The sequence below is a fragment of the Streptomyces sp. ITFR-21 genome (genome assembly GCF_031844685.1).
Taxonomy (GTDB): domain Bacteria; phylum Actinomycetota; class Actinomycetes; order Streptomycetales; family Streptomycetaceae; genus Actinacidiphila.
Genome location: NZ_CP134605.1, coordinates 3,111,578 through 3,124,863 on the forward strand (window position 1 = coordinate 3,111,578; position 13,286 = coordinate 3,124,863).

At 73.0% G+C, this 13,286-nt stretch carries 8 protein-coding genes; 7 read left to right on the forward strand and 1 reads right to left on the reverse strand.

The genetic code is table 11. The annotated features are described in order from the left end of the window. Window positions 1-123: 123 nt before the first annotated feature. The 3 genes from RLT57_RS13480 to fxsT are packed head-to-tail and all read left to right on the forward strand — an operon-like array spanning window position 124 to window position 7,318. On the forward strand, window positions 124-1,665 hold the full coding sequence (locus tag RLT57_RS13480; protein ID WP_311297629.1) for an effector-associated domain 2-containing protein: 1,542 nt from the start codon (window positions 124-126) through the stop codon (window positions 1,663-1,665). After that, window positions 1,662-2,759 carry an AAA family ATPase gene (locus RLT57_RS13485; protein ID WP_311297630.1) on the forward strand — a complete coding sequence of 366 codons (1,098 nt, stop codon included), beginning with the start codon at window positions 1,662-1,664 and terminating at the stop codon, window positions 2,757-2,759. Before RLT57_RS13480 ends, RLT57_RS13485 begins: the two co-directional genes overlap by 4 nt. Beyond that, a complete protein-coding gene (gene fxsT / locus RLT57_RS13490) occupies window positions 2,759-7,318 on the forward strand; it encodes an FxSxx-COOH system tetratricopeptide repeat protein (protein ID WP_311297631.1) in 4,560 nt (1,519 codons plus the stop codon). The genes RLT57_RS13485 and fxsT overlap by 1 nt, the downstream gene beginning before the upstream one ends. Window positions 7,319-7,432: 114 nt before the next feature. Here the strand turns inward: fxsT and RLT57_RS13495 are convergent, their stop codons facing one another. Continuing rightward, window positions 7,433-8,719: a cation:proton antiporter gene (locus RLT57_RS13495; RefSeq protein WP_311297632.1), complete on the reverse strand. Its 1,287-nt coding sequence runs from the start codon at window positions 8,717-8,719 to the stop codon at window positions 7,433-7,435. 130 nt (window positions 8,720-8,849) lie between these two features. On the opposite strand from RLT57_RS13495, the gene RLT57_RS13500 reads away from it, so the two are divergent. From RLT57_RS13500 to RLT57_RS13515, 4 genes are all read left to right on the forward strand, one after another. Beyond that, entirely contained in the window at window positions 8,850-10,046 is a 1,197-nt protein-coding gene (locus tag RLT57_RS13500) for a hypothetical protein (protein ID WP_311297633.1), read from the forward strand. Further along, on the forward strand, window positions 10,043-11,152 hold the full coding sequence (locus RLT57_RS13505; protein ID WP_311297634.1) for an effector-associated domain 2-containing protein: 1,110 nt from the start codon (window positions 10,043-10,045) through the stop codon (window positions 11,150-11,152). Before RLT57_RS13500 ends, RLT57_RS13505 begins: the two co-directional genes overlap by 4 nt. An 84-nt stretch (window positions 11,153-11,236) precedes the next feature. Continuing rightward, window positions 11,237-11,422 carry a hypothetical protein gene (locus tag RLT57_RS13510; protein WP_311297635.1) on the forward strand — a complete coding sequence of 62 codons (186 nt, stop codon included), beginning with the start codon at window positions 11,237-11,239 and terminating at the stop codon, window positions 11,420-11,422. Window positions 11,423-11,443: 21 nt separating this feature from the next. After that, entirely contained in the window at window positions 11,444-13,276 is a 1,833-nt protein-coding gene (locus RLT57_RS13515; RefSeq protein WP_311297636.1) for an HEXXH motif domain-containing protein, read from the forward strand. Window positions 13,277-13,286: the final 10 nt, after the last annotated feature.

Genomic DNA, 13,286 nt, shown 5'->3' on the forward strand with positions numbered 1-13,286 from the left:
GCCATATCCCGCGCGGGGTGGTGACGGACCGGACACGCGCCATACTCTGGTGGTAACACTGAGCTGCCCGCGCTCTCTATTCGGTAGTCAGCACCGGGGGCGCTGGGGCTGGACGGGGGGGGCTTGTTCAGCGAGGTCGACGACTACGGGCCGAGCGTCATGCAGAGGCTGGTCGAACTGATGAGTGCGGTTCACGAACTCGACGGACCCGAGGAGCGCACCACTTTCATCGGCGTATTGAGGGCGGGGTTACCCGCGCTGGGCGATATCCCGCGGCACAGCCGGGCGAGAGTCGAGACGGTGGCCATCGTCAAGGCGTGCATGGAGGCCCGTGGGGGGCTGCGCGCACTGGCCACCGCTCTGGAGACCTTCGCTCCCGGGTCCGTTGCGGCGCACGAGATCAGGGAGCTCGAGCAGCGGGCGGTGCTGGAGGTCCTGACTGAGGCCGAGCGGCGCGAGGCCCGGGTCCTGCTGTCCCGGGCCGGCCCTCTCGACGCGGCCGCCCTGCTGTACGCGGCGAGCGAGGGCCTGCTGCGGGTCCGTGACACGCGGGCACTGACCCTGGGCGACGCCTTCGGCCACCTCGCCCGGGTCAACGCCCGCGCCGACGGGCTGCTGCCCGTGATGGCGCTGTTCGAGCATACGTGCGCCGCCCTCAGCGGAACCGACACCGACCCGCGGGTGGCCGAAAACCTGCGGCGCTGGAACGACGACCTGGCGGACCGGCTCGCGGTGAAACCCCCGCTCAAGGCCCTGCGCGCCGAGATCGCCCAGACCGCCGTGACACCGCCGGCGCCCGCCTGCCTCGTCATCCAGCTGAGCCCGCACGGCACGGGCGGGAACCGGTACCACCTGTCGTCCTGGCAGCAGGTGTATCCCGGCCCGTGGCGGCCGGAGCGCGGCGAGGAGGATCTGGTCGTCTCCCGCGACGGCATCGACGCCGCCGTCGCACGGCTGGTCGCGCGGGCGGAGGAGCGCTGGGGCGAGCAGGGCGGCAGTCCGATGCTGGAGTTCATCCTCCCGCTGGCGCTGATGAACCACCCGATCGAGTGGGCTCCGGCCGACCCCGGGTCCGCGTCGGCGCCCCTGTGCCTGACCTATCCCGTGGCCCTGCGCAGCCTGGAGCGCATGCGGGCCCGCAAGTACCACCGGCAGTGGCGCAACCGCTGGCTGCGGCTGACCGGTGAGCACGGCATCACCTGCCACTGGGACACCTCGGGCCGGCGCGACCACGACCCCGACCGCTGGCGGAACCAGCTGGCCGGCGACGAGGGCCTGGTCTCGGTCGCGCTCAGCTCGCCCCCGCTGGCGGAGGCCGACGGCGGCATGGCCGCGCTGCGGACGGCGCTGTTCGCCGGGGTGCCGCTGGTCGTCTGGGACCGCCGGTCCCCCGCTCCGGACGAATCCCGCCGGCAGCTGAGGAGGCTGATGAGGGGCACCCCGGAAGACCTGCGCAAAGGGGTGCGGAAAATCCGCTGCGAGGCCGCCACCACCACCGCGGCCAAGCGCGGTTCGCACCCGGGGAAATACCTCGCGGTGCTGCTCGACGACCCCGATCGCATGGTCGACGGGGACGTGTTCGAGGCGGAATACGCGGCGGGAGCGGGATACCGGGCGGAATACGAGAGCGCGCGGGACACGCGGTACGGGAGGGAGGACGGATGAGCGACGACCATCGTCCGGCGCGCAAGGAGGCCGGCGCCGTGACGCGCAACTGGTGGATCTACCGCGGCACCGGACAGCCGCTCACCGACATCCGCCTGGCCGACATCCTGCCGCCGCCGCCCGGCTGGCGGGATTTCGACGGCGGACCGGTGCTGCCGCCGGTGCCCGCGGAAAGCGACGAGAACGACCGTCGGCTGGGTGTGGCGGGCCGGGCGACGCCCCGGCAGAAGGCGCAGGACATCGACCTGATCAACACCGCTCTGCTGCTGCGCCGGCCGCTCCTGGTGACGGGACGCCCCGGCATCGGGAAGTCGACGCTGGCCTACCTGGTCTCCCGCGAGCTGGGCCTGGGCCGGGTGCTCCGCTGGGGGATCACCTCGCGCACGAGCCTGCGCTCCGGGCTGTACGAGTACGACGCCATCGGGCGGGCCCAGGCGTCGGTCGGACGGGGACCGGCTGCCGGGCCGGTCCCGGACCCGCTCGCCGGGTCCGCCAAGGACGACGAGGGCCGGCCGCGGATCGGCGACTTCGTCCGGCTGGGCCCGCTGGGCACCGCGCTGCTGCCGTACGAACTGCCGCGCGTCCTGCTCATCGACGAGCTGGACAAGGGCGACATCGACCTGCCCAACGACCTCCTGCACGTCCTGGAGAACGGCTCCTTCGACATTCCCGAACTGGTGCGCGCCCGCCAGCACGAAGGGCACGCGCAGGTGTTCACCGACGATCCGGTCGGCACGGTCGAGGTGGTCGACGGCCGTGTCACCTGCCGGGCCTTCCCGTTCATCGTGATCACCAGCAACGGAGAGCGGCAGTTCCCGCCCGCCTTCCTGCGCCGCTGTATCAGGCTGGACGTCTCCCCGCCCACCCAGGAGCAGCTCGCCGCCATGATCGCGGCCCACTTCCGCGACCCGGACGGCCAGTACGACGCGATGATCGCGGCCTTCATGAGACGCAGCGCGGAGAACGGCGGGCTGGCCACCGACCAGCTGTTGAACGCCGTCTTCCTGCGGACGAAGGCCAACGTCCAGGAGGACGACGACTCGTGGACCGGGGTGCTGAACACTCTCTGGCGTGATCTCTCGGGTGCTCCCTGATGGCTGACGACCCGACCCCGTATCCGGAGCCCTTCGAGATGGCGGAGGTGCTGTGGCTGCACGCCTATCTCACGGTGGCGGAACGGCTGCCGGCGTCCGGTCGGCGGCGGTCCCCGCAGTCCGCGCCCGGGGACTCCGAAGCCCCGGGGACGGCCGGAGCGGGTCCCGGGTCCCGGTCCGACGCGGAGAGGTCCGACGCGGAGTCCGACGGGGAGAGGTCCGACGCGGAGTCCGACGGGGAGAGGTCCGACGGGGGGTCCGACGGGGAGAGGTCCGACGCCGAGCGGGCGCAGGAGGCGGACCGCTCCGCCGGGACGGACCCGTCGTCCGGTGCGCCGCCGCCGGCGCCCGGTGACCTGCTCCTGGTCCCGGCCGCCCCGGACCTGGCCGCGGGGCAGGTGCCGGTGCCGGGGGCCGAACCGGCCGCCCTCGGCGCCGGCGGGCAGGCCGCACCGGCCGCCCTGGTACGGGACCTGCGGGACGCGCCGGGGATCGCGCGCTCCCTGCGGTCGCTGAGGATGGCGCTGCCCTCGGCGTTCGAGGTGGAGCTCGACGAGGAGGCCACCGCCGAACACGCCGCCGAGGACGGGCTGTGGCTGCCGTACGTCCGGCCGACGGACGAACGCCGCTTCGAACTGGTCCTCGTGGTGGACGACAACGCGACCATGGTGGTCTGGCAGCAGACCGTCGGAGAGGTCGTCGCCGCGGCGGCGCAGTCGGGGGCCTTCCGCGATGTGCGGGTGCGGACCATGGGCGTACGGGGGACGGCCGGGGCCGAGAACCCGGTGCTGCGCGGCCCGGACGCGCCCAACGGTCCGACCGGCGCGCCCGCGGAACTGGTGGACGGGACCGGCCGCCGGATCGTCCTCGTGCTGACCGACGGGCTGGGACCCCTGTGGCGGACCGGGGCCGGCCGCAGAGCGCTGGACCAGTGGTCGGCCGCCGGCCCGGTGGCGGTCGCGCACCTGCTGTCCCAGCGGGACTGGCACCGCACCGCCCTCGCCCCCCGGCAGGCCAGGCTCCGCAGCCCGTACCCGGGGGCCCCCAACACCCGGCTCGCCGTCGACTTCGCGGCGGAGGACTACGACCCCTTCGATCCGCCGCCCGGGAGCTGGACGGCGGCCGTCCCGGTGGTCGAGCTGAACGCGGACTGGCTCGGCCGGTGGGCCCAACTGGTGTCCGGCGAGGAGCAGGGCCCGGTGGACCTCCCGGCGCTGCTGCTGGGAGTGCCCGACCAAGCGGCGGACGACGACCTCGGGGCGCCCGCGGTGTCGGTGCCGCCGCCGGCACGTGAACTCGTCCGGCGCTTCCGCAGCCGCGCCTCGCACACCGCCTTCCGGCTCGCCACCCACCTGGCCGCCGTCGTCTCCGAACCCCAGGTGATCCGGTACGTCCAGCGCACGCTGGTCCCCGAGTCGCGACCCGCGCACCTGGCGGAGCTGTTCCTCAGCGGCCTGCTGCGGCAGACGCCGCCCGACACCCGGCACACCACGGGGGGCATCCCGCTGGACTTCGTCGACGGCGCGCGCGAGGAACTGCTGGCGGCCGCGATGCGCTCGGAGACCGCACGCGTGGTCAGGTCGGTGGCGGAATCCTACGGCGACCGGTTCGAGGGGATGCGACGGCTGAGCGGCGCCCTGCTCGCTCCGGGGGAATCGCCCGTTCCCACCGTGACGCCGGAGAGCATGCCGTTCATGCGGGTCGAACTGGCGGTTCTTCGCGCTCTTTCCGGGCCCTATCTGCAGCGCGCCGAACGCGTCAGCGCCGCTTTGGAAAGCGCTGTGCGGGGGACAGCGCCCTCCGACATGGCCCCCGGGCTCACCAAAAGCCCAGGACAGATGGTCCATGATGTCAATGATCAACACCCGATTTCCGATTTGGACGGCTTGGTAATGACCGACACCTCTGCCAGCACCCAGCACAGCCCAGACACCACCGCCGGCACGACGGTCGGGCAGATTCCGGCGCCCACCGTTGACGGGCAGCCGGAGGCCGGATCACCGCCGTCCAGAAAGAAGACCGGGGACACCGGCACGGGCGGGGCACGGCTTTCCCGGCCGCCGGTCGCCGGCGTACCCGCGGTGTGGGGCAGCGTCCCGCCCAAGAACCCCAACTTCGTCGGGCGGGAGGACCTGCTCGCCCGGGTGCGGGACCAACTGGTGACCGGCTCCACCTCGGCGGTGCTGCCGCACGCGCTGCACGGTATGGGCGGCGTCGGGAAATCGCAGATCGCCATTGAATACGTCTACCAGTACGCTTCCGACTACGACGTCATCTGGTGGATTCCCTCCGAACAGCCGTCGATGATTCTGAGCGCACTCGCCGAACTCGCCCAAAGGCTGGGCCTGGACGTCGGCAACGAAGCGATTACGGCGGTCCCGGCGGTCCGTGAGGCGCTGCGCAGCGGGGTTCCCTACCGCAATTGGCTGCTTGTGTTCGACAACGCCGAGAACGTCGAGACCGTCCGGCAGTACTTCCCCAATGGCGGCACCGGAAAGATTCTCGTCACGTCCCGGAACCAGGAATGGGACCGGGTGGCCAGGACGCTGTCCGTGGACATCTTCACCCGCGAGGAGAGCAAGAGCCTGATCCGCCGCCGGGCCCGCGCGCTCAGCGACTCCGACGCCGACCTGGTCGCCTCGGCCCTCGGCGACCTGCCGCTCGCCGTCGAACAGGCCGCTGCCTGGTTGGCGGTGACCGGGATGCCGGTACAGGACTACGTGGGTCTGCTCAGCGCGAGGGAGAGCGAGCTGCTGCTCGACCTCGTCCCCTCCCCCGACTACCCGATGTCGGTGGCCGCCGCCTGGGACGTCTCCCTGCGGCGGCTGGAGGAAAGCAATCCGGCCGCGCTGCAGTTCCTCCAGGTGTGCGCGTTCTTCGCCCCGGAGCCCATCGCCCGCAGCCTGTTCAACAACGTGCGCAACACCAGCATCGCGCCGGAACTGGACAAGGCGCTCGGCAACCCGGTGGCGCTCGGCCGGGCCATCCGCGAGGTGGGCGTGTACTCCCTGGCCCGCATCGAGCACCGGCACAACACCATCCAACTGCACCGGCTGGTCCAGGCCGTGCTGGTCCAGCGCATGTCGCAGCAGCAACAGGCGGACATGCGGCACGGCGCGCACCTGCTGCTCGCCGACGCCAACCCGAACAGTCCGCGGACACCGGCCCTGTGGCCGCGCTACCAGGCACTGCTTCCGCACGTCCTCAGCTCCAGGGCGGTGGAGTGCGATTCGCCCTGGGTCCGCAATCTCGTCCGTGGCATGGTGAATTTCCTCGACTCCTGGGGAGACACCACGGGGGCGGCGGCGCTGGCGCGGGAGGCCCGGGAGATCTGGACCGCGAAGTTCGGCGCCGAGGACCCGCAGACGCTGCAGATGTCGACCTGGCTCGGTTACATTCTGCGGAGACTGGGCCAGTACGAGGAAGCCATGGTCGTGATGGAGCACACGGCCGATGTCTACGTCCGGACCGCGGGCGAGGACGAGGAGGAGACCCTCGACGCCCGCATCCAGTTCTCCAACGTCCCGCGGTTGAAAGCCGACTTCAAACGCGGGCTGGAGATCAACAAGGATGTGTACGACCGGGCCCTGCGCGCCTTCGGCGAGGACGACCCCATCACGCTGCGCGCGGCGCACAGTCTCGGAGTCGGCCTGCGGCTGGCCGGCCACTTCAGCGAGGCCCTGGAACTCGACCAGAAGACAGTGCGGCTGCGCGCACTCGTACTCGGCGAGAACAGCTCTGAGACGCTGCTGACGATGGGCGGGCTCTCGATCGACATGCGGGAGGCCGGCGACTACCTGGGAGCCGTCGAGTACGAGGAGAAGGCCTACGAAATCTCCTGCCGGGTCTTCTCACCGGAACACCCCACCAGCGCGGGCCACGCCCGCATCCTGTCGGTCTGCCGCCGGCGCGCGGGTGACCACGCGGGGGCTCTCCAACTGGGCGAGATCGCGTACGCGCAGTTCGAAAGCCGCAATGGGGCCGCGCATCCGGACTCCGTTGCCTGCGCCGCCAACCTGATCGTCGACCTCCGGCAGGACGGCCAGCTCGAGCGGTCCCGGGACATCGGGGAGAAGACCATCGAGCGGTACGTCCTGGGCCTGGGAGCCGACTACCCGTACACGCTGTCGGCCCGCACGAACCTGGCCATCACGCTCCGGCAGCTCGGAGACCTCGACGGCGCCGAGGAACAGCTCGCGCAGGCACTGCCCGGCTTCCGCGCGAAGCTGGGCGACGAACACGTTTTCACCCTCACCGCGATCCTCGGCATGGCCAGCCTGGACAGTGCGAAGGGCCGCCACGCGGAGGCCCTGAAGGCGGACGAGCGGACGATGAAGGTCCTGACCCGGCTTTTCGGCGAGGAGCACCCGACCACCCTGGCCTGCGCCAACAACATGGCCCTCGACCTGCGCGCGCTGGGCCGGGCGGACGAGGCCAACGCCCTGCAGACCGAGACCCTGGCCCGCTACCGCCGCAAGCTCGGGGAGGGACACCCGGCAACTATCTCGGCGGCCAGCAGCCAGCGGGCCGAGGTCGACATCGCCCCGGTGCCGTTCTGAGCTCCCGTCGGGTCCGCCGGCCCCGCGGGCGCCCGGTCGGCCCCGTCGCCGATGATGGCGGCGCGGCGCGGCCGGGCGCCGGCGGGCCCGGCCCGTCCGGCGCCCGCCGACGTTCTACTGCCGCGGTGCCGGCTCCGGGTCGCCCATCGCGGCGGAGGCGTCGGACACGGTCCTGGCCCCGCGGATCCGGCGCAGCAGCCCGAGCGACGGACCGGTGGCCGCCGTGGTGAACAGCGCCATGACGACCAGCAGGGTGTAGAGCCGCGAACCGATGACGCCGGCGCGCAACCCGACGTCGAGCACGATGAGTTCGGTCAGCCCCCGGGTGTTGAGCAGCAGCCCGGTCACCACGGCATCGGGCCAGGAGGAGCGGACGGCGCGGGCCGACAGCGTACCGGCGCCCACCTTGCTCACCGTGGCCACCGCGCAGAGCAGCAGCAGGACCAGACCGTCGGAAGGGTGCAGCCCGCGCAGGTCGACCGCCAGCCCGGAGACCGCGAAGAACACCGGAAGCAGCAGGCCGCCGGTCTCCTGGAGCGGTCCCAGCAGCCTGCTGTCGGGCACGCCGTCCGGCTGGCGGGGCATGATGACTCCGGCCAGCAGCGCACCGAAGATGACGTGGAGTCCCAGGGCGTTGGTGGCCCACGCGGAGCCCAGTGCCACCGCGACCGCCACCGGGACGTCGTCGGCCACCAGGGTGCCCGGCCGGCGTTTCCACCACACCAGCAGCGGCCGTACCACGAAGACCATGACCAGCACGTACAGGGCCAGCAGCGCGATCCTGACCGCCCAGGAGGCCACCGAGCCGTGCTCGCCGCCGACCAGTACGAAGGCGAGCACCGGCCAGCTCAGCACGTCGACGAGGCCGGCGGCGGCCATCGCCACCGCGCCGGCGACCGTGCCGGACAGCCCCTGGTCCCTGATGACGGCGGCCAGCACCGGAACCGCGGTGATCGACAGGGCGACGGCCAGGAAGAGGACGAATGTGGCGTCGACCGGATTCCCGCCGTTGACGGCGGCGAACCCGCGGCGGAAGAACAGCGCGGTGGCGATTCCCGTCAGCATGGGAATCGCGAATCCGCCCAGCGCGACGGCCCACACCGCGCGCCGCCCGCGCAGCAGGCCCAGATCCAGTTCATAGCCGACGGCGAAGAGGAAGAGAACCAGGGCCAGTTGGGCAACGGCGGTCAGAACCGGCCGAATCTGCAGCGGAAACAGGTTCTCATACATATGCCCGGGGGCCAGGCCCAGTAAGCTGGGCCCCAACGCGATACCCGCGAATAACTGGCCGATAACCGCCGGTTGCCGCAGCCTGCGGGCAGCCGCGCCCAAGGCGTGGGCGGTGGCGATGACGATCGCGAGCGCGGCGATGACATGGGTGACGGTGGCGTCCGGACTCATCCGCAGGGCCTTTCGAAGAGTTCCGCACCGCGCGGCACATTCCTTACGGAGTGTAGCTCCCGGATATCCGGTGACCTGTCGCGAAGACGGTCCCTCCCGTATTCTGGGAGAGGGGGCGACAGTGACGACGGTGATATTCGTACACGGCACCGGAGTACGCGAGCCGGGTGCGAGCGAAACACTGGGGCGGGTGCGGGACGGCTTACGCCCGCTGCGCCCCGAGGTCGGTGTGGTGGCCTGCTCCTGGGGCGGCAGCGCGGGATCGGCGCTGCACGCGAACGGCCTGTCCGTCCCGGGCTACGGGCAGGCGCGCGGCTTCCCGGCCGCGGCGGACGACGATCCGGACGCGGCCGTCGAGTTGTGGGGGCTGCTCTACCTGGACCCGCTGCTCGAGCTCCGGCTGCCCGCGGTGGAGTCCGCGGCCCGGACCGAACTGCCCCCGGGAGCGGCGCCCCCGGGCGAGGCGCTCACCGCGGCGGCGCTGTCGCTCGGCGGCGACGGGCGGTTGCGCGACCTGCTGGAGGCGGCCGGACTGGCCGGGGACTTCGCCGCCGCCGTGGCCGCCGTGGTCACCGCTCCCGAGTGGCGCGACTTCCTGCGTACGGCGGGCGCGGGCGAGGACATCGCGGTGCCGGCGCGGGCGCTGCTGGCGGAGTCGGTCCGCCGACGCGTCGCGCGGGAGGCGGCCGCGCCGTCCCTGGACGGCGCGGCCCGCGACGCGGCCCTGGCCAGGATCGTGGAACTGCTCACCGGTACGGACCGCGCGCTCGCGCCGGGCACCCACCGCGGCCCGGCGCGGCTGGTCGGGCGCCTGGCCGGCCGGCTCGCGCTCGGCCTGGCCTCGGCCCAGGCGGTGAAGCGGCGTTCGGCGCTCACCGACGCCGCCCATCCGGCCGCCGGCGACGTACTGCTCTATCTGGCCCGCGGCGGCGCGATCCGCCAGGCCGTCGCCCAAGCGGTCCGGACGGCGGAGCCGCCGGTGGTGCTGCTGGCGCACAGCCTCGGCGGCATCGCCTCGCTCGACCTGCTCGTCCTGACCCCGCTCCCGCAGGTCGCGCTGCTGGTCACCGTCGGCTCGCAGGCGCCGTTCCTGTACGAGTTGGGCGCGCTGCCCAGCCTGGAGCACGACCAGCCGCTGCCCCCGCACGTACCGCGCTGGCTGAACGTCTACGACCGGCGGGACCTGCTCGGCTACGTCGGCGGCGGCGTGTTCCCCGGCCGGGTCGAGGACGTCCGGGTGGACAGCCGACAGCCCTTCCCGCTCGCGCACAGCGCCTACTGGGGCAACCCGGAGCTGTACCGTCTCCTCGCCGCGGAGCTGCCATGACCGCCCCCGCCCGGCCGGACCGGACCTACGCCGTCGTCGTGGGCGTGGAGCAGTACGCCGCAGGACACACCTGGGACCTGTCGGGGCCCGCCGCCGACGCGCGCCGCTTCACCTCCTGGCTGCGCGGGCACGGCGTGCCGGCGGCCAACATCTTCCTGCTGCTCAGCGCGTTGCCGGACGCGCGCGGACCGCAGGTGGACGTCGCTTCCGGGGCCGCGGGACGGGAGTCGGTGCAGGAGGTGCTGACGCGCCGGCTGCCGGCGCTGGAAGGCGATCTGCTGTGGGTGTTCTGGGGCGGCCACGGGGTCACCGATCCCGACCGCGGCCGGCGGCTCTTCTACGCCGACGCGGTGCAGGGCGACCAGCGCAACCTGGACCTGGACGCCTCGCTCAACGCCTTCACCACCGACCGGCTGCCCGGCTTCCCACGCCAGATCTGGCTGATCGACTCCTGCCAGACCTTCGCCGACGACCTCGGGATCATCCCCTCACTGCCCAGTGAACGGCCCCCCGGCGGAAGGCCGCTGCCGGGCCGCAAACAGTTCGCCCTGCTGGCCTCGGGCCCCGGGCAGCGGGCCCTCAACGATCCCGGGGAGCAGACCGGGGCGTTCTCCCGGGCGGTGCTGGCAGCGCTGGGCCGCGAGAGCTGGCCGCCGGACATGGACGCGGTCGCCGAAGTGGTGCTGGGGCAGTTCGAGGAGGGAGGGCAGCGGCCCACGTCTCTTCTGTACCGCTCCTGGGGCGGCTCCGAGACCCGCCGGGAGTTCGCCCCGCCCCGCCGCCGGCCCGGACACCCGCCCGGACGTCTGCCGCAGCCGGCCCTCAGGGAACTCGTCGACCTGCTGGAGGACCTGCCCCACATGACGGACCAGGACCAGCGTGGGCTGATCGTCGAACTGCTGCCCCGCAACCTGGCCGGCTCCATCCGACGGCACGCGGCCCCGCGGCCGGACATCCTCGGCATCGTCCTCGGGTGCGACAGCCGCCCCGGCGGGCTCGTCTCCCTCCTGGAGGCGGTCGGCGCCGTCGACCCGGGTACGAGAGACCAGGGCGGTCCTCTGACGGAGTGGGAATCGCGCTGGCTCCGGTCCGACGACGACTTGTGACCGGCTGGTCACCGTCTATCGAAGGCCGTGGGCATGAGTCATCATAAATTGTCAGGTGCACGGGGGAGCCGCAGGGGAGGCCGCGTGAGCGGGTTTACAAAGAGCATGCGATCGGAACTGCTGGACCTGAGCGACGTGCCGCTGTCCGCACTGCGGTCACAGCGTTCGGACGTCCTCGCGCGGACACTGAACCTGTTGCGGCGCCAGGTGGAGAAGCCGTGGGTGAACGTAGGCGACGACGGCCAACCACCGTTTGTGCGGACGGACTGACACTCCCTCGGAAGGAGTTCTGTGCAGCCCCATGTCCGCGCCGGAGCCGCCCCGACCGCACACCACCGTGTTCCCGTCGTGCACTTCGACGAGTTGGCCGCAGGGCGCGGCGGCGCCGAGACGGTCCGGTTCCTGCGCACCACCGAATACAGCAGACGGCTCCTCCTGCTGAGGGCCCTGCTCGACGCCATCGCCGCGGTGCCCGGAGCGTTGGGCCCGACGCCGTCGGCGGACGATGCGTGGGACGCGCTCACGGCCGCCCAGGAGCACGCCCCCGAGCACTTCAAGGAACTGCTGCTCCACCCGTCGGTCGGCATCTGGCTGGGACACGGCCTGCGGCGGCTGTCCCGGGCGGCCCCGGACATCGCCCCCCTGTGGGCCGATCTCGGCCATGTGCACGCGGTGTGCGCCGTCGCGGCGCTGCGCGCGGGACTACCGCTGCACACCACCGTGCCGTTACGTGACGGGACCGCCATGTTCCCCATGCTCGGCCTCGCCCGTCTGCCCGGACGTCCCCGCTGGTCCACGGCAAAGGTGACCGTGGCGGCCGGCCGGCTGACGGTCGATCCGGACGGTGAACGCGTCCGGCCGCCCGACCCCCTCCAGAAAGACGCCCGCGGCTGGATGGGGCTGCGCCGGCTGCGGACCGAGGTGGCCGGCCGCCCTCTGGAGGTGTGGCTGGACGACATCGATCCCTACCGCAACCTGAGCGAACCAGTGACTCCCAGGCGCCTCAGCCACCACGACCTCGCCCGCTGGCAGGAGGCGCTCGGACTCGCGCTGCGGCTGCTGGCAGTCAACGACCCGATCATGGCCGCCGCGGTCGGCGAGGGGCTGAGCACCGTCGCGCCCCTGCCGCCGGCGAGGGGGAGGAGAGCTTTGAGCGCCTCCGCCGACGACGGCTTCGGCGGTCTGCTGGCATCGCTGCCGCCCGACCCTCTGGCCTTGGCCGTCACCGTGGTGCACGAGTTCCAGCACACCAAGCTCGGCGCCCTGCTGCACCTGCTGACACTGGAGGAGGACGACGGTGCCGAGCGGCATCACGCGCCCTGGCGGGACGACCCCCGCCCGCTGAGCGGCCTGCTCCAGGGGGCGTACGCCTTCCTGGGCGTCACCGAGTTCTGGGCGCGGTACCTGGACACCGCCCCCGGGCACGAACGGCCGCTGGCGGAGTTCGAGTTCGCCCTGCGCGGGCGGCAGACCGAGGAGGTGCTGCGGAGCCTGGCCGGCGATCCGGGGCTGACCGGCCACGGTCGGCGTTTCGTGGCGGGAATGGCCGGCCGGCTGGCCGCCCTGCGGCCGGACGACCGCGTGCGGCCGGCCGTCGCCGCGCGGGCGGAGTTTGCCGCCCTCGACCACCGGACCGGTTGGCGCGTCCGGCATTGGGCGCCCGCCGTGGCCGATGTCCGCGCCCTCGCCGCGGCCTTCGCCGCCAGCGCGCCGGCCGACCGCCGGCCGGCCGCGCCGGACGTCGTCCCCGACCTCGCCGCCGCCCGGTCCTGGAGGCACCCGCGGACCGCCCTGATCCGCCGGGAACTCGCCGCCGTGGGCGCCGGCTCCGGCCCCCTCGCCGGGCCTTCGGCCGCCGCACGCGCCGCCGCCGGCCCCGAGGCCGCCGCCGACCGCGCCCTGCTGGCCGGCGACCCGGGCGCCGCGGACGCCTACGCCCGCCTGGTCGCCACCGACCCCGAGGCCCCCGACCCGTGGACCGGCCTGGTGCTGTCCCTGGCCACCGGCGCCGAGTCCTTGCTGCTCCGGCGCCCCGAACTCCCCCGGGCCGTCCACCGGGAACTGCGTGCCGCGGGCGTCCGCGCCGACCCGCGTCGCGTCGCGCTCTGGCTCACCCGGCGCTGACCGGGCGGTA